The sequence below is a fragment of the Pseudomonas sp. UC 17F4 genome (genome assembly GCF_900101695.1).
Taxonomy (GTDB): Bacteria; Pseudomonadota; Gammaproteobacteria; order Pseudomonadales; family Pseudomonadaceae; genus Aquipseudomonas.
This window is the reverse complement of sequence record NZ_FNKV01000002.1, coordinates 221,522-238,092: the sequence shown is the minus strand read 5'-3', so window position 1 is coordinate 238,092 and position 16,571 is coordinate 221,522. Positions and strand designations below refer to the sequence as shown.

Annotated in this window: 18 protein-coding genes; 1 reads left to right on the top strand and 17 read right to left on the bottom strand. The window is 62.7% G+C overall.

What is annotated here, in order from left to right:
• Position 1: 1 nt before the first annotated feature.
• Together BLR26_RS26395 and BLR26_RS26390 are read right to left on the bottom strand one after the other, a co-directional pair.
• Positions 2-385: a lysozyme inhibitor LprI family protein gene (locus BLR26_RS26395; RefSeq protein WP_093388055.1), complete on the bottom strand. Its 384-nt coding sequence runs from the start codon at positions 383-385 to the stop codon at positions 2-4.
• On the bottom strand, positions 382-1,353 hold the full coding sequence (locus tag BLR26_RS26390; protein ID WP_093388052.1) for a LysR family transcriptional regulator: 972 nt from the start codon (positions 1,351-1,353) through the stop codon (positions 382-384). Before BLR26_RS26390 ends, BLR26_RS26395 begins: the two co-directional genes overlap by 4 nt.
• A gap of 88 nt (positions 1,354-1,441) precedes the next feature.
• Here BLR26_RS26390 and BLR26_RS26385 point away from each other — a divergent pair, with 88 nt between their 5' ends.
• Complete coding sequence (locus BLR26_RS26385) at positions 1,442-1,924, top strand: DMT family transporter (protein WP_045196159.1); 483 nt, start codon at positions 1,442-1,444, stop codon at positions 1,922-1,924.
• Here BLR26_RS26385 and BLR26_RS26380 read toward each other — a convergent pair.
• The 15 genes from BLR26_RS26380 to BLR26_RS26310 all read right to left on the bottom strand — a co-directional run bounded on the left by BLR26_RS26380 (position 1,921) and on the right by BLR26_RS26310 (position 16,568).
• Complete coding sequence (locus BLR26_RS26380; protein WP_093388049.1) at positions 1,921-2,475, bottom strand: hypothetical protein; 555 nt, start codon at positions 2,473-2,475, stop codon at positions 1,921-1,923. The two genes, BLR26_RS26385 and BLR26_RS26380, sit on opposite strands and share 4 nt — an antisense overlap.
• A complete protein-coding gene (locus tag BLR26_RS26375) occupies positions 2,475-3,002 on the bottom strand; it encodes a hypothetical protein (RefSeq protein WP_093388046.1) in 528 nt (175 codons plus the stop codon). Before BLR26_RS26375 ends, BLR26_RS26380 begins: the two co-directional genes overlap by 1 nt.
• Before the next feature lie 73 nt (positions 3,003-3,075).
• Positions 3,076-5,595 carry a TonB-dependent siderophore receptor gene (locus BLR26_RS26370; RefSeq protein WP_093388043.1) on the bottom strand — a complete coding sequence of 840 codons (2,520 nt, stop codon included), beginning with the start codon at positions 5,593-5,595 and terminating at the stop codon, positions 3,076-3,078.
• Between the two features lie 80 nt (positions 5,596-5,675).
• Positions 5,676-6,650 carry a FecR family protein gene (locus tag BLR26_RS26365; protein ID WP_093388040.1) on the bottom strand — a complete coding sequence of 325 codons (975 nt, stop codon included), beginning with the start codon at positions 6,648-6,650 and terminating at the stop codon, positions 5,676-5,678.
• 6 nt (positions 6,651-6,656) lie between these two features.
• Positions 6,657-7,175 carry a sigma-70 family RNA polymerase sigma factor gene (locus BLR26_RS26360; RefSeq protein WP_045196152.1) on the bottom strand — a complete coding sequence of 173 codons (519 nt, stop codon included), beginning with the start codon at positions 7,173-7,175 and terminating at the stop codon, positions 6,657-6,659.
• 88 nt (positions 7,176-7,263) lie between these two features.
• Complete coding sequence (locus tag BLR26_RS26355) at positions 7,264-7,833, bottom strand: GNAT family N-acetyltransferase (RefSeq protein WP_093388037.1); 570 nt, start codon at positions 7,831-7,833, stop codon at positions 7,264-7,266.
• Positions 7,834-7,887: 54 nt separating this feature from the next.
• Entirely contained in the window at positions 7,888-8,262 is a 375-nt protein-coding gene (locus BLR26_RS26350; protein ID WP_045196148.1) for a YkgJ family cysteine cluster protein, read from the bottom strand.
• 180 nt (positions 8,263-8,442) lie between these two features.
• Entirely contained in the window at positions 8,443-9,663 is a 1,221-nt protein-coding gene (alaC, locus tag BLR26_RS26345; RefSeq protein ID WP_045196146.1) for an alanine transaminase, read from the bottom strand.
• A gap of 113 nt (positions 9,664-9,776) precedes the next feature.
• Complete coding sequence (locus BLR26_RS26340; RefSeq protein WP_093388034.1) at positions 9,777-10,910, bottom strand: hypothetical protein; 1,134 nt, start codon at positions 10,908-10,910, stop codon at positions 9,777-9,779.
• A gap of 114 nt (positions 10,911-11,024) precedes the next feature.
• Positions 11,025-12,785 carry an isocyanide synthase family protein gene (locus BLR26_RS26335; protein ID WP_045196142.1) on the bottom strand — a complete coding sequence of 587 codons (1,761 nt, stop codon included), beginning with the start codon at positions 12,783-12,785 and terminating at the stop codon, positions 11,025-11,027.
• Between the two features lie 27 nt (positions 12,786-12,812).
• Positions 12,813-13,517, bottom strand: coding sequence for an HAD family hydrolase (locus BLR26_RS26330; RefSeq protein WP_371128690.1), 705 nt, complete (start codon positions 13,515-13,517; stop codon positions 12,813-12,815).
• Positions 13,517-14,512 (bottom strand): isocyanide synthase family protein, encoded by a 996-nt coding sequence (locus BLR26_RS26325; RefSeq protein WP_093388028.1) that lies wholly within the window; start codon positions 14,510-14,512, stop codon positions 13,517-13,519. The genes BLR26_RS26330 and BLR26_RS26325 overlap by 1 nt, the downstream gene beginning before the upstream one ends.
• Positions 14,513-14,706: 194 nt before the next feature.
• Entirely contained in the window at positions 14,707-15,594 is an 888-nt protein-coding gene (gene cyoE, locus BLR26_RS26320) for a heme o synthase (RefSeq protein ID WP_038997062.1), read from the bottom strand.
• A gap of 11 nt (positions 15,595-15,605) precedes the next feature.
• Positions 15,606-15,938: a cytochrome o ubiquinol oxidase subunit IV gene (cyoD, locus tag BLR26_RS26315; RefSeq protein ID WP_038997063.1), complete on the bottom strand. Its 333-nt coding sequence runs from the start codon at positions 15,936-15,938 to the stop codon at positions 15,606-15,608.
• A complete protein-coding gene (locus BLR26_RS26310) occupies positions 15,939-16,568 on the bottom strand; it encodes a cytochrome o ubiquinol oxidase subunit III (protein ID WP_026001353.1) in 630 nt (209 codons plus the stop codon).
• Between the last annotated feature and the right edge of the window lie 3 nt (positions 16,569-16,571).

Below are 16,571 nucleotides of genomic sequence, written 5' to 3'. Positions count from 1 at the left end.
CTCAAGGCTGCAGCAAGGCCTGCAGTTCATCGGCGCGGTCGCGGGTACTGCCGAGGATGCAACCGGCACCATTGAGCTGATCCATGGTGCCGCCGGTGAGGCTGTAATACAGGTTGCAGTTGGCGTCGCGGTACTTGATCCAGGCCCGCTGGGCTTCACGCAGCTGGGTTTGCTGCGGCCCTTCGAGGCCGGCCATGGCCTTTTTGTAGGCACTGTTGAGGCGGCTGTCCTGGCGTTTGATTTCGGCGCCGTTGCAGTTGTTCATGGCCAGGGTGGATTCGGCGGTTTTCATGCAGGCGCTGTAGGCCTGTGAGTATTCGTCCTGGGCCTGGGCTATTGAAGAACAACAGACCAACAGGCCGACAAGCAAAAATGGATGTTTCATTCTGCGGACTCCTTCTTGGGTGGGAGTGGCGGTGCGACGCCTCGACTCGCCCCGCGATCAGGCCGGCCATATTGACACACCTGCATCACCTTCTCGCGCAACCAGCGATGCCCCGCCTCCCCTTCGCGGCGCTGATGCCAGGCCTGCTGGAAGGCAAAGGGCTTGATTGCCAATGGTGGCGCAAACCTGCGCAGGCGTGAATCCAGCGCACCGCTGTCCAGGCTGCGGCGGGCCACGGTCAGGATCAGGTCGGTGCCGGCAATCACTTCCTGGGCCGCGGTCCAATGGGGCAAGGCCAGCGCCACCCGGCGCCGGGCACCGATGCCCTGGAGCGCCAGGTCAATCTCGTTGTCCATACCCGGACGCACTGCCACCAGCACATGCGGCCGTGCCAGCCACGCATCCAGGCTCAGGCCGCCCCGCACAGGCAAACTGCTGCGATCGGCGATGCAGGTGAAGGACTCTTCGAACAGCGTCTGCGCCCGCAGCTCCTCGGCCATTTGCGGAAACACCGCCAGAGCCAGGTCCGCCTCGCCGTCGAACAGCTGGCCGAGCATGGCCTCACGGCTGCCCTGGGAGACAATCAGATCGATCCCCGGCGCCTCTTCGCGCAACATGCGCATCAAGCCGGGCAACACTACCCGCGCGCCGTAATCAGACATCGCCAGACGAAAACTGCGCTGCGCCCGACGCGGGTCGAAACCGGGGCTGCCGAGCAAGCCGTCGAGCTGCTCCAGCGCCTGCTGCAAAGGCTCGATCAGGGCCTGGGCGCGCGCCGTGGCGTGCAGACGACCACCGCGACGCACCAGCAACGGATCACCGAACAGCTCACGCAGTTGCGCCAGGGCATGGCTGACCGCCGGCTGGCTACGATGCAGGCGCAAGGCCGCGCGCGAGACATGCTGCTCGGCCAGCAGCGCGTGCAGGGTCAACAGCAGGTTGAGGTCGATCCGGCGCAGATCATCCATCAGACGAATAACTCCTGTGCAGCATTCGAATTTCCATTATTGGGATGGATAGCAAAGACTTTGGCAAGCCACTTTTGAGAGCCATGCCATGAACCTGCCCGCTATTACCGCCACCTTGCTGCCCCTGACCATCGCCCTGCTGGCCGGCGCCGCCGTGCCCTTCCAGGCCGGCAGCAACGCAGCGCTCGGCCGCCTGCTCGGGCACCCGTTGTGGGCGTCGCTGGTGTCGCTGGCGGTGAGTGTGCTGATGGTGATCCCGGCATTGCTGGTTTTGCGGGCGCCGCTGCCACAACTCAATGCCTTGGCCCAAGCGCCCTGGTGGGCCTGGTTGGGCGGCGTTGCCGGGGTTGCCTACATCACCGCCGCACTGGTGCTGACGCCAAGGCTGGGCGCCGCCGGCTTCATCGTTTGCGTAATTGCCGGGCAGGTGCTGTCGTCGTTGATCATCGACCAATGGGGCCTGATGGGTTTGCCCGAACGCCCGGTCAACGGCCTGCGCCTGGCCGGGGTCGGGCTGATCGTGGTCGGCATGCTGGTAGTGCAGTGGGGAACCTCGGCGTCCGCCCGCTAGATGGCGTCCTTGTCGATCTCGATCGGTGGCAGCGGCGGTTCGATCACTTTCTTTATCTGAAAGTGCAGGCTGGGGGTCTGGATGGCGTAGACGATGACAATGTTCAATACGATTGCCAGGCCGCCATCCAGCCAATTCCAACCGGGTAGCTGCGCGCCCTTGAGCCCCTGCCGACACCACCAGGCCTGCATGACGCAGAAGAAGCTGATCGACAGCAACCAGAGGTAATAACCCGGGCCAAAACCGGTAACGTCGAGAAAGCTGTAACTGTGATTGTCGGGCAAGCGCTCCACCATCAAGGCACTGAGGCCCAGGTACAGGGCGCCGAGGCCAAGCACCAGGGCCAGCCAGCGCCAACGCCGGCGCACAAGGATCGCCAGCCCCAGCAACGGGTTGGCAAACCAGCCATAGATCTGCATGACGATGCCCCAAGGCCCGAGCAACAGCACCTGCAGGGCATGCAAAGAGCCATCGGCCGACAGGTGAATGGCCTTGCAACTCAGACTCAGCAGGTACAGCGCCAGGGTGATCGCAACGTAAAAGCGGGCCATCAATTGCCTCCACATTCAATGCACGAGGTTGGCTCGGGGGCCGAGCGGAACGGCACTTTACTCCAGGGCGTGAAGGCCAGCGGCACGGTCAACACGATGCCGGCGACCAGCCCCCAGGCCGGCCAGCCCAGCAGCGGCACCTTGCTGCTGTTCGCAGGTTCGTGGCGGTAACGCCACTGGCCGAGAATGAACACCAGCATCGCCAGCAGCCACACGTAGTAACCGATCAGCAGCCCCGGTCCGTTGGCCGAATCAGGCACCGGGGTCAAGCCGAGCCAGCCCAGCGGCACCATCAGGCCACTGAGCGCCAACGCCGCGCAGCCCAGGTACAGGGCTACCTGCGGCTTGGTCCGGTGCATCACCAGGGCGGCGAAATACAGTGGGTTGGCAAACCAGAAGGACCCGTTCAACACCCCCAGGGCCAGGGCGTGCATGCCGCGCATTACGTCGTGCTCACGGGCGCAGGCCTGGAGGAACAGGCTGGTGAGGTAGCAGGCCAGGCTTAAGGTCAGATAATTGAACGGCACCAGGCAATCCTTGCTGGTAAAAGAGCGCGCGACAATAGCGCAGACCGGTGGCCTGCGCAAAGTCGCCCGGCGCTTAGTAGGTGCCGCGCAGGGTCAGCATGAAGTTGCGGGGGTCGCCGTAGTAGTTGCCATAGGTGGAGGTTCCCACGGTCTGGTAGTACTTCTTGTCGAACAGGTTGTTGCCGTTGAGGGTCAGGTCCCAGTGCTCGTCGACCTTGTACTCGACCAGCGCACTCCAGGTCGCATACCCCCCTTGGGTGAAGTCGAACGGCACATCACGCTCGGCGATTGAACCATCGCCATTGAAACGGTTGGTGGTGCCGGATACGTAAGTCGCACTCTGCGCCTGCACGCCGCCACCAACCTTGAAGTCCTGCAGCACACCCGGCAGCCGGTAAGTGGTGTAGAGCTTGAACAGGTGCTTGGGCATCACCGTGCTCAGCGAGGTATTGGCACTGCGGTTGCGATTGAGGTTGAAGGTATAGCCACCGATCAGCATCCAGTCCGGGAGCAGTTCCCCCGACGCTTCGATATCGATGCCCTTGCTGACCACTTCACCGTTGTCCAGGTAGCAGCAGCTGCCGGCAAACAGATTGCTCGCCGAGGTGAAGCGCGGGTCACGCACCGCTTCGTTTTCACGGGTGGTGTAGTACAAGGCAATGTTGGTGTTCAACGCGCCGTCGAACAGCTCGCCCTTGAGGCCGGTCTCGTAGGTCTTGCCGGTCATCGGCTGCAACGGGCTGCCCGGTTGCGGGCCGGCCAGCTTGTTGGCCTGCGGCTTGTAGATCTGCGAGTAGCTGGCGTAGGCCGACCACTGCTCATCAAGGTCATAGACCACGCCACCAAACGGCGTGAGCTTGGTGCCGATGCGCTGGTCGACTTGCGAAGCCACGTTCCATTGCTCGCCGGTGCGGGTCTGGTACATCTGCTCGAAGTGGTAACGCTGGGCGCGGGCACCGAGGATCAGGTGCAGCGGTTCGGCCAGTTGCAGGCGCAGGCTGGAGTAAAGGCCGTACTGACGCTGGGCGTTGGGGTTGTAGTCGCGGCTGTAGTCGGTGTGGTTGGCAGGCTCCGGCCAGGGCGTGGCGTCGGGGTCGAAGACATTCACCGGCCCGCCAAAGCCGGGATGTGGCGCGGTGCCCAGCCAGCGGCTGTCGATGCGCTGGTAGTCAGCCCCCAGTATCAGCTGGTGATCCAGGCCAAAGGCCTGGAAATTGCCGGCCAGGTTGACGTCGTACAGGTGCTGTTCGTTTTCCTGGCGGCTCTGGGTACCGTACCAGGTCACGCCGCTGCCGCTGATCGGGTCAACCGCATTGAGGGTCGACGCGGTCTTGAACCAGGACACATCCCAGATGTTGGTGTACGACAGGTTGAGTTTCCAGTCGTCGTTGAAGCGATGGTCGACCTTGGCGAAATACTCGCGCGCCGTGGTGTCGGTGAATGCCCAGGACTGGGTCAGGCCGGTGTGCCGTGGCAGGCCCAGATCGGCACCATTGCTGTAGCGCGGCACAGCGGCGTTGGTGCCGTTCTCATGGGACTTGTTATAGCGCACGCCGAAGGTGAGCATGGTGTCATCGCTCACGTCGGCTTCCATCACGCCGTACACCAGCGGCTTTTCCGTGCTGCGCTTGTCGATGAAGTACTGGCGGTCGGTGTTGGCCACCACCAGGCGCCCACGCAAGCGGCCGTCCCAGCCCATGGGCCCGGTGATGTCGAGTTCCTGGCGATAGTTGTCCCAGCTGCCGGCCGACAGGCTCAGTTTGAGCTGGTTCTCGGACATCGGCCGCTTGCGCACCATGTTGATGATCCCGCCCGGGTCGCCCGAGCCGCCGAACAAGGCCCCGCTACCACGCAGCACCTCGACGTGGTCGAACTCGGCCAGGTCGAAGATGTTCGACGAATAGAACGAGCCCATGGCCGTGCCCAGCGCCTGCGGGGCGGCGCCATCGATCTGCAGGTTCTGGATGGAAAAACCGCGAGAGATGAAATCCTGGATGCGGAAAGTCGTGCTCTGGGTAATCACTCCCGGTGTCGCCTTCATCGCTTCGTTGATGTCGGTGAGCTGCTGGTCTTCGATCAGCTGACGGGTGATCACCGCCACCGACTGCGGCGTTTCGCGCAGGCTGGTCGGTGACTTGGAGCCTACGCTGATCAGCCCCGGCGCATAGGAGCCGGTATTTTCCGTACTTTCGCCCATGCCCTGGCCGGCCACCGTGGTGACCCCCAGCTCCAGCACCTGGGCTGCCGGTGCAGCGGCTTGCGGTAGCAACACATAACCGTTGTCACCCTGGGCAATACGGTAGCCGCTGCCCTCGAGCAAGCGGGCAAAACCGTCTTCAAGGGCGAAGCTGCCCTGCAGGCCGGCTGTGTTACGCCCCGCCAAATCAGCCGGATCGAAGGCCAGGGCGACGCCGGCTTGCTGGGCGAAGCGGTTGAGCGCTGTGCTCAGCGCACCGGCAGGCACGTCGAAGCGCTGTTGTTGACCCTGGGCCATTGCTGGCACAGCGACTGCAGTCAGCAGCAGGCCGCTGCAGGCCAGCTGTACACAGAGCGCCAGAGGGCTCAAAACGGGGCGGCCAGTAAATCGGCGCATGGTGAAAAGGCTCCTTGTTTAATCATGTTGGCTTCTAGAAGGACGGGCCAAGATGAGAATGAGGAACCAGTCGCGAACAATTACTTATCAGCACTGCGGCGCTCGATACGCGTCCACCAGGCCGTATGCGAATGAATCGATATCGGCAGCACTTCAGCCAGCAGCTGCAGGGCCCGCTCGCTGTCGTCCAGCGGCAGCACTGCCGACACCCGCAGATCAGCCAGCGCCTTGCGGTCGAAGCTCAGATGGCCGCGGCGCTGGCGGGCCAGGGCATCGAGGACATCCACCAGCGGCGATTGCTCAACCACCAGTTGATGACGCTGCCAGGCCTGGTCAACACTGGCCGGATCAATACTGGCCAGCAGCCCCAGGTCATCCCGGCGAACCCAGGCCCGCCCGCCTTTGCCCACCGCCAGCGACTTGTCCTGCTCGGCACTGCGCACCATCACCTGGGATTCGAGCATGGTCAGTTCGCTGCCGGCACCGCCACGGGCAACCACGAAGCGCGTGCCCAGGGCCTGGAACGTGCCGTCGGCGGTGGCCACCACGAAAGGCCGGCTGCTGTCGTGCGCGACATCCACCAGCACCTTGCCGCGCAACAGTTCGATACGTCGCTCGTGGGCGCTGAAGCGCAAGTCCAGGGCCGAGTTGCCTTCGAGGATGACCCGCGTGCCGTCGCTCAGCGTGTGGCTCTGCCATTGCGCTGGCGCGGTGTGCAGGTCGGCCAGCAGGTTTTGCGGATGCCAGCCGGACAGGCTCAGGGGCACGCCCAGTGCTGCCAGCAAAGCCAGGCCCAACAGCACCCGTCGTGGGTACTGCGCGCGCCGCTGGGCATTTGCAGGCGTGCGCAGTGCGGCGCGCACCGGCTGGCGTTGCGGGCGCAGGCTGTGCATCTGTTCGAGGATCGCCTGCATGCGAGTGAAGGTGGCTTCATGGCGAGCGTCCTGCCGACGCCAGGCCTCCAGCGCCTGGCGCTCTGCCTCACTCAGCTCACCCTCGCCCAGGCGCAAAATCCATTCGGCGGCGTGCTGCTCGATTGACGCTTGGGCCGTCATCGGCAATCAAACATTAACGGCCTGGTGGCAATGCACCAGGGCCTGCATCAGGTACTTGCGCACCATGCGTGGCGAAACCTGCAGGCGCTCGGCGATCTGCACCTGGCTCAGCTCGTCCAGGTAATAGTCGACAAAGGCCTGGCGGGCCTTTTCATGCAAGCCCTCGAGCATGAAGGTAATCTGCTCCAGCGCCTCCAGGGTCAGGAGGATCTGCTCGGGCGACTGATGGCCCTCCATGACCTCGACAGTCAGGGCCAGTTCGCGCAGGTAGGCGTCTTCGATCTGCTGGCGACGTGCCCGATCGATGATCAGGCGTCGCGCCGTGGTACTGAGGAAGGCACGCGGCTCGCGAATACCCAGGAGCGTGTCGCGCGAGCCGAGGATGCGTACAAAGGTGTCCTGTGCCAGGTCCGCCGCATGCTGTGAACAGCGCAACTTGCGCCGCAGCCAGTTGAACAACCAGCCATGGTGCTCGCAATACAGCGTATGGATCGCGCGTTGCAGCGGCGGCTCGGCGACGGACATGGCGCACTCGCAAGTGTGTAAGTGAGAATTGTTCCGAATAATATCCAGATGCCCGACCGCAACGCAACCGCCAGGCAGCGGTCAGGATTCAACCGTCCAGCGGCGCCTGATCGAGCAGCAGCCCGTACAGCCCCGAGTCCGAAAGCTCTCCGGCCACGCACCAGCGCTGGCGCAACAGCCCTTCAAGGACGAAACCCTGGCGCTCCAGGGTACGCGCCGACCCCTGGTTGCGCGGGTCGATCTCGGCCTCCAGCCGGCGCAGGTGCAGGCCATGGGCCAGGTAATCGATGAAACAGGTCAGCGCCTCGTCCATGTAGCCACGGCCCTGCGCGCAACTGGCCAGGCAATAGCCGATTTCGCCACGGCGCGAGGTGGGCTCCAGGTTGAACAGCTGGGTCATGCCGATCAGCTCGCCATTGTCGCGCCGATAGATTCCCAGCTTGAGCATCTGCCCGGCGGCGTACGCGTCGCGGTCTTCGGCCAGTGCTGCCTGGGCCTCTGCCAGCACTTGCCAGGGGCCGTGGTTCCAGTAACGCATGACCTGCGGATCGGCCATGATGGCAAACCACGCCGCAGCATCCTCGGCCACCATCGGGCGCAGTTGCAGACGCGGGCTTTCGAGGCACAGGTCAGCGGGAAAACTGTACATGCGGGTCACGCGGGACCTCCTGTCCGATTCATCAACCCGGCAGTGTAACCCTCAAGTCACGCCTCAGGCGACTTCGGCGCCCTCGTCCGGCCAGATCGGCTCGTTGGCCTCCAGCGGTGGCAGGCCATAGGCGGCACGGGCGGCATCGCAGCTGGGGTTGGCTTCGCCATTGACCCAGGCCGCATCGAACTCGCGACAAGGGGTTGAGCGCTGTTCATACAGGCTGCAGCTGACCCCTTTGCCGATCTCGCCCTCAAGCCCGATGCAGCGACAGGGCTTGCTGTCGGTGCCGATCATCGCAACGCGGCTGGGGCTGATCTGGACCACCAGATCGTCGGGCACGACACCACCCGCCGACGTGCACTCACCCCAGAAGAAAGACACACGGAAATACCCGCAGCAGGCGCCGCAGTTCAAACAAGGATTATGTTCGGACATGATGAGAAGGGGGGGAGGTTGATTATCGTTATAGGGAGAAACCCGCCGCCATTCTATGCTTTGCCGGGTGTTTGAGAAGGGGGGTAATGCAGAAATAAATCGCCGCTGACGGACGGTTGTTTCGCGGGAAAAACCTGCTCCAGCTGTAGGAACAGGTTTGACCCGCGCCCGGGTCAGTGCTTACTTCTGGGCCGGCTTGCTGCCGATGCCATCAGCCCGGAACATCTGGCGAATACCGCGTACCGCCTGGCGGATACGGTCCTGGTTCTCGATCAGGGCAAAGCGCACATGATCATCGCCATAGTCACCAAAGCCGATGCCCGGCGACACACAGACCTTGGCCTCGGCCAGCAGCTTCTTGGCGAACTCCAGCGAGCCCAGGTGTGCATACTCTTCGGGAATCTTCGCCCAGACGTACATCGACGCCTTGGGGTTCTCGACCATCCAGCCCAGCTCGTGCAGGCCCTTGACCAGCACGTTGCGGCGCTGGCGATACTGCTCGGCGATATCGCGCACGCACTGCTGATCGCCTTCCAGGGCAGCAATGGCCGCGACCTGCAGCGGGGTGAAGGTGCCGTAGTCGTGGTAGCTCTTGATGCGGGCCAGGGCGCTGACCAGCTCGGGGTTGCCGACCATGAAGCCGATTCGCCAGCCGGCCATGTTGTAGCTCTTGGACAGGGTGAAGAACTCCACGGCAATGTCCTTGGCCCCCGGCACCTGCATGATCGACGGCGCCTTCCAGCCGTCGTAGACGATGTCGGCATAGGCCAGGTCGTGGATCACCAGCACGTCGTACTGCTTGGCCAGGGCCACCACCCGCTCGAAGAAGTCCAGCTCGACGCACTGCGCGGTCGGGTTGGACGGGAAGCCGAGGATCATCATCTTCGGTTTCGGAATGGATTCGCGGATCGCCCGCTCCAGCTCATTAAAGAAGTCCACGCCCGGAATCAGCGGCACCGAACGCACCTGGGCACCGGCTATCACCGCGCCATAGATGTGAATCGGGTAGCTGGGGTTGGGTACCAGCACGGTGTCGCCATGGTCGAGGGTGGCGAGCATCAGGTGCGCCAGGCCCTCTTTGGAGCCGATGGTGACGATGGCTTCGCTTTCCGGGTCGATCTCGACCTCGTAGCGGTCCTTGTACCAGCGCGAAATCGCCCGGCGCAGGCGCGGGATGCCGCGGGACGTCGAATAGCCGTGGGTGTCTTCGCGCTGGGCGACCTGCACCAGTTTCTCAACGATGTGCGGCGGCGTGGCCCCGTCGGGGTTGCCCATGCTCAGGTCGATGATGTCTTCGCCACGACGGCGTGCAGCCATCTTGAGCTCGGCGGTAATGTTGAAGACGTAGGGGGGGAGACGATCAATGCGCGCAAAGCGGCGCGGCGAACCTTGGTCAGCCATGGCTTCCTCGAAGACGTAAGCGCCCGGAACCGTCCGAGCGACGTTGGCCACTGCGGTGGCCGAAGCAGAAGATAGGGCCTCGACCGCCGCGCTGTCCAGCACAAAAACAGGTGTTAACGGATTTCCTTGTAGGACGATGCCTGCCATTTCACGGCTGCAGCCAGGCCCTCGGTAGGCATAAGACCGCTGCCTTTCACCGCTGAAAAACCCGTACCCTGGTTGCCCAGCGAAACGGCGCGCTCACCCTTTTCAGCTTCGGTCAGCAAGGTATAGGAATGTTTGCGCATTGCCTGGTACTTGCTTTCATCACGCTCAAGCACCTGATGATAGGCCTGCAAGTCACGTTCGTTGAGGTTAAGCATCTTCTGCAATTTGACGCCCCAGCGGGTCAGGCAGACTTCGGCAAAATGGCGAACGATCAGCCCGGGCTCGGCCAGTACCTTGCCGCCAGCGGCGCCGTCGGCGGCCGCGTTGCCCACCAGTGTGGCGTGGCGCCCCGGCATCGGGTAGACATGGCAACGGGTGGCGTCATGGGTTTTGGGAATTACGCAGGCAAAGCCCTTGGAGCGCTCGTCGCGGGAGAAGAAACCTACGTACTGTTTGACGTTCTCGCCCAGTTGCACGCGATGGCGGTCGAAGTTACCAATGCCCGGCACCGGATCGATGGCGAATATATTCACTGGAAGCTTTTTCAGCTCACTGTCGCCAAGCATGGCATTGGCCAGCATGTGGCAGCTGACGGCGCCCCTGCTCCACCCCACCAGGTTGACCTGGGTGGGAATGACGCCTTCCTTGCGAAACTGCTTGATGATCTGCTCCTGGAGCAACTGCGGGGTAATCTTGCGATTGCCGTAGTTGTAGGTGCGCCAGAACCAGGACGCCGTAGCGGTCGAGTTGGGGATAGGGATGCCAGCAGCCTTCAGGCGCTGATACTCCTCCTCGCTCAGTTCCGTGCGCTGCCAGTTGCTCTGCCCCTTGATGATCTGCAGTGCGTGCTGGACGTTCTCCTCCCAGCCTTTGCCGAACAAGGTCTGGTTCCAGTTGTAATAACCACCGGGTTCGACGAACAGTTCATCGGCTTGCAGGTTGCCACTGCCCGGGCCATCGACGGCGATCCAGTGGGCATACTCCTTGCCCTGGTCGTTTGAAGCGAGGGTCGAAACCAGCTCGCCATTCCAGAAGTTGGGGTTGTTGTCGTCGAATCGGTGCGACCCGGTGCCGCAAAAATACACGGTCAAAACACTCATGCCATGATCCTGTCAGGTTGAAGATCACGACACGCTACCGCCGGCACAGCACCCGCGGCAGGCGGAAAGCCTCCCGGGCAGCGGGCACCGAGCCGCTGCCAGGGAGTGTTCGGCTCAGTACACCTGAACCCGCCACAGCTCACGGGAGGCCGAGGCCGGCGACATAGGCAAGCGGCCATGCAGGGTCTGGTAGTTGTCGATCAGCACCAGATCACCTTCGACCCAGTCATGGGCGATCAGGCATTCATCGTCGTAGACCAGGGCATTGAGCTGCTCAAGCAGGGCCTGCTGAGCCTGCGCCTCGAAGCCTTGCACCTCCTGGCTCAAGGTCTGCAGGCTGGAGTCGGTGCCTTCCTGATAGCGCAGAATGCGTTCGCCGGTGCGCGGGTGCAGGTCGACCAGGCTGTAGTGACGCGGCGACCCACCAAAGTAAGTCATGCGCGTGTAATAGGTGATATCAACCGCCTGCCACAACCGCGCCACCTGGTTGCCAACCTTGCGCAAGGCATTGCGGCTGTCGACGATGGTGGTCTGCCCTTCCCCCGGTTGCGGCGCAGTCTTGCAATAGAGCATGAACTTGCTTGCGCAGAACTTCGGATCGCGCTGAACCTGAGCATCGCTGTCCGGCAGCATGTTCAGGTCCCAATGCAATGGCGTCTTTTCCAGCGAGTGCACCACGCCTTCAGGTTTGTCCGCCGGCTTGACCACATGCACCTTGCCGAACGCCCACTGGTAGATGGTGCCAAAGCGCTCGCAGTCGCGGGCAAAGCTGTCGCGGTCTTCGAAGCGGCAGCCACGCAGGCAGACAAAGCCGAAGGTCTCCACCAGCGCTTCGAGCAGCTGCGTCGAAAAACGTTCGAAGCCCAGCCCCAACGGGTCACGTACCACCAAGCCGAACAACGGGCGCTTCTGCAGTTCGAACTCGAAGCCCTGCAGCGCTTCGCCGGTGCTCTCGTGGTACAGCCACGGGCGCCCCTGGTACTGCACCAGCACATGCTTGTCGATGTCCACCTCGGCACGGCCGCGCAGAGTCTGGCTGCCATCCAGGTGGCGCACCGGCACCGCATGCCAGGGGCTGGACACCCGGGTCAGGCCGTCGGCCAGGGCCACGGTGAATTTTGGCCCGGCATTGTCGTACTGATGCACCGACAGGCGGATGTCGTCGGGGAAGAAGCGATTGACCGCGGCATTCAACGCCTGGCCGCGGAACATCATCTGGTAGGCCTTGTAGCCGATCTGCTGCAGGTGCTCGTCTTCGCTCTGCCCAGCTTCGCGGCACAGGCGCAAGTCGTTGTAGAGGTGGCTGCAGAGCTTGTCGTGGGCGTGGCTGAGGGTTTCATCATGGCGGCTCTGCTCGATCAGTGCCTCGACGTTCTTCCACGGCAAACGTGCCTGTTTGACCAGGGTCGCGCGTACGGCATCGGCACTGCTGGCCTGGGGGAACAGGTCTTCCATGCTCACCCAGTTGATCGTGTGGGTGGTGCACAACTCGCGCAGGGCCTGGTTGTAGGCTTTGCGCAGGTCATCAGGTACACCAACGATGTCGTTGAAGGTAGTGCCATCGCTGAGGATCGACACCACGCAGCCCGGCGCGTGCAGCGCGGCGATGTCCTGGCCGAGTTGGTCGAGGCGCTCGATGGCCATGGCTTCGCCGTAATCCGGCATCGTGCCGAAGGTCTGGTCGCGGGCGTTCGGCGACTTGCACGGGAAGCCCGGCAGCACCAGACGCACCGGCGCCTGCTGATCGTAGAAGCGGGCCAGGCTGACGGCCAGATTGGCCCTGCCCGCCGCGTCGAAGCGATCGTCATTGTCCTTGAGCAGATAACCCGCCAGCACGTCGCTGACCGCCTTGATCCAGGTGTCCTTGTGTTGCATGACCTTTCTTCCTTGAGAGGTGGTGTTTCAACGTTGGCTGGCGAGAGTGCCAGCCATGCAAGAAGTGAGTGCCTGTTGCAGGGCCCGCAACAGCTCTGCCGGCTGCTCGCAGTAAAGATCCGCCGCCTGTGCCTGCAAGGCATAGACCGGGCCATAGCCCCAGGTCACGGCGGCGCAGTGCATGCCGGCCGCCCGCGCGGTCATCAGATCGATGACGGTATCGCCGACAAACAGGCAACGCGCGGGCTCGACGGCCAGGTAGCGGGCCGCCTCCAGAGCCGCGTCGGGCTGCGGCTTGAGCGGGTGGCCGCGGCGCTGGCCAAGGACAAGCTCGAAGGTGCCCGACGGGAACAGCTGCGCAGCCACCTGCAGCGCCATGTCATGGGCCTTGTTGGTGACGATGGCCATCGGCAGTTGCAGCCGGCGACAGCCTTCAAGCAGCTCCGGCACGCCATCGAACGGTCGCGAGTACTGCACCAGGTGCTGCTGGTAGCAGGCGATGTAGTGCTCATGCAGAGCCGTGTCGTCGGCAATCCCCAGGCGCGCGGCAACCCGCTCGAGCATCGCCCCGGTACCGCCGCCTACGTAGGCACTGATGGTCTCCAGTGACAGCGGCAGGTAGCCCTGCTCTTGCAGCACGTGGTTCAGGCACCAGACGATATCGGGCAAGGTGTCGACCAGGGTGCCGTCGAGGTCGAAGATCACCGCATCAGCCGCCAGCGCTACCGGCATCATTGCGCACTGGCGTAGTGGCAAGGACGGCCCTGGCGGAACACCAGGCGGCTGTAGCGCTCATCGATGTTGCTGCGCTTGTCGAGCATCACCACCCCGCTACGCTTGATCGCCACCGAGTGCCAGGGCGTACGCCAGAGGTCGCTGGTAGGCACCAGGCGAATGCCGATTTTCGCCGATACCGCCAACTGCGGGTGGATCGACAGGCGCAGGCACTGTGGATAACGCGCCTGCAGCAAGGCACTCCAGGCTTCACTGCGCTGGATCACCCGTTGCGAGGCCGGCTTGGCGATCTTCTTCACCGCGTTCAGGCTCATGCCGGCGAACTCGCCAAGGCCTGAGTAATCCTCGGACAGAAAGCGGTGGATGCCGCAGTACATCAGCATCATGTGTGGCTCGTCCTGAAAGCGCTGGCCCAGCGCAATCAGCGACTGGCCGTACTCGATCATCAGCTCTTCGCGCATGGAGTCCAGGCAACCCAGTTGCGGATAGGCATCCTTGAGATCGAACAGGGCGAAGCTGTTCGGGTAGTGCTGCTCGGCGTAGCGCTGGATCTCGTCGGTGTAGGCTTTGACGTGCTCATCCGGCACGCGCACCAGGTCGGAGAACACATAGCCGTCGGAGCAGATGTGAATCAACGCACCCGGTGCGTACAGGGCCTGGATTTCCGCGCACAGCTGCTGCAGCTCGTCGATGGCGTGGCGCTCGGCAAGGTCTGGCAGGTGGCTGAGGGTTTTCTGCCGGTTCGGCGATTTGCCCGGGAAGGCTGGCAGAACCATCTCGATGCGCTGGCCGGCTTCGATGGCGGTGAGGACTTTATCCAGATGCGGTTCGAGCACCTCGGCCGACAGCTCGTCATCCTGCCCGGGCGCCAGGCTGCGACGACGGAACAGGCAATCGAGCACCTGCAAGGCGGTGTCGAAATGAGCGGAAGTGTGGCGTTCGCGCAACAGCGCGAGGCACGCCCGTTGAGCAACGGCGTTTGGCTCGGTCATGAACAGTCCCTTGTGTGATGAATCACGGCCAGCATCCTCTGGCCCTGCGCAGATACTCCTTACCTGCGCGGCGATAAAATCCGGCAAACACGGGGTACTTGTCAACAGCAGTTTCGGTCGTTTGTAGAAACGCCGCACAAACAAAAACGCCCCAGGCTTCGCAGCCTGGGGCGTTTTCATTACACGCTGATGAATCAGTGCGCGTAAGTCAGCAGCAGCTCGGTCGGCACTTTGGTGTCCAGCGACATCATCACGCTCAGGGCAGTGATGGTGAAGATCGAGAACACGAACAGCTTGCGTGCCCACAGGCGGTCATCGACAGCCTTGTAGCCGGTCCAGGCCATGTACAGCCAGTACATGCCCATGGCCGCGGCTACGGCCATGTAGCTCATGCCGGCGTAGCCACCCAGGGTCAGCATCAGGGTCGCTACCAGGAACGCCACGATGTACCAGAGGATGTGCTTCTTGGCCACCAGGATCCCGCGCTTGACCGGCAGCACCGGAATCGATGCGGCCAGGTAGTCGTTGAAGCGGAAAATCGCAATGGCGTAGGAATGCGGCATTTGCCACAGGCTGAACATCACCAGCAGGGTCAGTGCAGCCAGGTCGAAGCTATTGCTTACCGCGCAATAGCCGATCACCGGAGGCATGGCACCGGACAGGCTGCCCACCAGGGTGCCGTGCACCGATTTGCGCTTGAGGTACAGGCTGTAGAACCCGACGTAGATGACAAAGCCGATCAGGCCGAACAACGCTGCCAGAGCATTGGCCTGCACATACAGCAGGCCAAGGCCGGCCACCCCGAGCAGGGTGGCGTAGGCCAGCGCGACTTTCAGCGAGATCTGGCCCTGGACCATCGCCCGGTTCTTGGTGCGCTCCATCTTGATGTCGATGTCACGGTCGATGCAGTTGTTGAACACGCAACCAGACGCCACCACCAACGAAGTGCCAATCACCGTGGCCAGGAACAGCATGAAGTCGACATGCCCTTGCGCGGCAAGGAAGAAACCGCCTGCCACAGAAAGCACGTTACCGAAAATGATCCCCGGTTTGGTGATTTGGATAAAGTGCTTAACGGACATGTCGTCTTACCTCACTTCGCCATCATGCTGGTGTGGATGCTGAACATGATCCACAGCGACAGGCCGACCAACAGTGCAATGACCATCACGGTAAACATGAAGGTCGACACGTTGGAGCGCTGCTCGGCGGAACGGTCCATGTGCAGGAAGTACACCAGGTGAACCACGACCTGGATGACCGCCAGGGCCACCACGACCATGATCGTGATGTCCTTCGGCATGCTCGGGAACATCACTAGGCCGAACGGAATCGCTGTCAGGATGACCGACAGGATGAAACCGATCACATAGGACTTGACGCTACCGTGGTTGCCCTCGGCGTGGCTGTTATGTGCGTTAGCCATTTACAGAACCCCCAGCAGATACACGACGGTGAACACGCAGATCCAGACCACGTCCAGGAAGTGCCAGAACAGGCTCAGGCAGCTCATGCGGGTCTTGGCGGTGCCAGTGATACCGTGCTTGTTGATCTGGTACATCATCACCGCCATCCAGATCAGACCTGCGGTTACGTGCAGACCGTGGGTACCGACCAGCGCGAAGAACGCCGACAGGAAGCCACTGCGCTGCGGGCCGAAGCCCTCGGCGATCAGGTGATGGAACTCATAGACTTCCATCGCGATGAAGCCGGCACCGAACAGGAAGGTGACAGCCAGCCAGCCCAGCACGCCGCCCTTGTTGCCTTTGAACATCTGCAACATGGCGAAGCCGAAGGTGATACTCGAGAACAGCAGCAGTGCGGTTTCGACCGCGACAAAGTCCAGCTGGAAAATGTCGTGACCCGACGGGCCGCCGGCAAAACTGCCGGACAGCACCGCGTAGGTGGCGAAGAGCGACGCAAACAGGATGCAGTCGGTCATCAGGTACAGCCAGAAACCGAATACGGTCATCTGGCCCGAGTCGTGGTGGTGGTCGTCATGCCCATGGTCGTGACCATGAGCATGAGTATCAGCGTTAATTACATGACTGGACATTGA

What these genes read in the sequence shown, in the direction of transcription:
- BLR26_RS26395 (WP_093388055.1), bottom strand. Translation starts at nt 385, where the DNA reads ATGAAACATCCATTTTTGCTTGTCGGCCTGTTGGTCTGTTGTTCTTCA.
- BLR26_RS26390 (WP_093388052.1), bottom strand. Translation starts at nt 1,353, where the DNA reads ATGGATGATCTGCGCCGGATCGACCTCAACCTGCTGTTGACCCTGCAC.
- BLR26_RS26385 (WP_045196159.1), top strand. Translation starts at nt 1,442, where the DNA reads ATGAACCTGCCCGCTATTACCGCCACCTTGCTGCCCCTGACCATCGCC.
- BLR26_RS26380 (WP_093388049.1), bottom strand. Translation starts at nt 2,475, where the DNA reads ATGGCCCGCTTTTACGTTGCGATCACCCTGGCGCTGTACCTGCTGAGT.
- BLR26_RS26370 (WP_093388043.1), bottom strand. Translation starts at nt 5,595, where the DNA reads ATGCGCCGATTTACTGGCCGCCCCGTTTTGAGCCCTCTGGCGCTCTGT.
- BLR26_RS26365 (WP_093388040.1), bottom strand. Translation starts at nt 6,650, where the DNA reads ATGACGGCCCAAGCGTCAATCGAGCAGCACGCCGCCGAATGGATTTTG.
- BLR26_RS26360 (WP_045196152.1), bottom strand. Translation starts at nt 7,175, where the DNA reads ATGTCCGTCGCCGAGCCGCCGCTGCAACGCGCGATCCATACGCTGTAT.
- BLR26_RS26350 (WP_045196148.1), bottom strand. Translation starts at nt 8,262, where the DNA reads ATGTCCGAACATAATCCTTGTTTGAACTGCGGCGCCTGCTGCGGGTAT.
- alaC (WP_045196146.1), bottom strand. Translation starts at nt 9,663, where the DNA reads ATGGCTGACCAAGGTTCGCCGCGCCGCTTTGCGCGCATTGATCGTCTC.
- BLR26_RS26340 (WP_093388034.1), bottom strand. Translation starts at nt 10,910, where the DNA reads ATGAGTGTTTTGACCGTGTATTTTTGCGGCACCGGGTCGCACCGATTC.
- BLR26_RS26335 (WP_045196142.1), bottom strand. Translation starts at nt 12,785, where the DNA reads ATGCAACACAAGGACACCTGGATCAAGGCGGTCAGCGACGTGCTGGCG.
- BLR26_RS26330 (WP_371128690.1), bottom strand. Translation starts at nt 13,517, where the DNA reads ATGCCGGTAGCGCTGGCGGCTGATGCGGTGATCTTCGACCTCGACGGC.
- BLR26_RS26325 (WP_093388028.1), bottom strand. Translation starts at nt 14,512, where the DNA reads ATGACCGAGCCAAACGCCGTTGCTCAACGGGCGTGCCTCGCGCTGTTG.
- cyoE (WP_038997062.1), bottom strand. Translation starts at nt 15,594, where the DNA reads ATGTCCGTTAAGCACTTTATCCAAATCACCAAACCGGGGATCATTTTC.
- cyoD (WP_038997063.1), bottom strand. Translation starts at nt 15,938, where the DNA reads ATGGCTAACGCACATAACAGCCACGCCGAGGGCAACCACGGTAGCGTC.
- BLR26_RS26310 (WP_026001353.1), bottom strand. Translation starts at nt 16,568, where the DNA reads ATGTCCAGTCATGTAATTAACGCTGATACTCATGCTCATGGTCACGAC.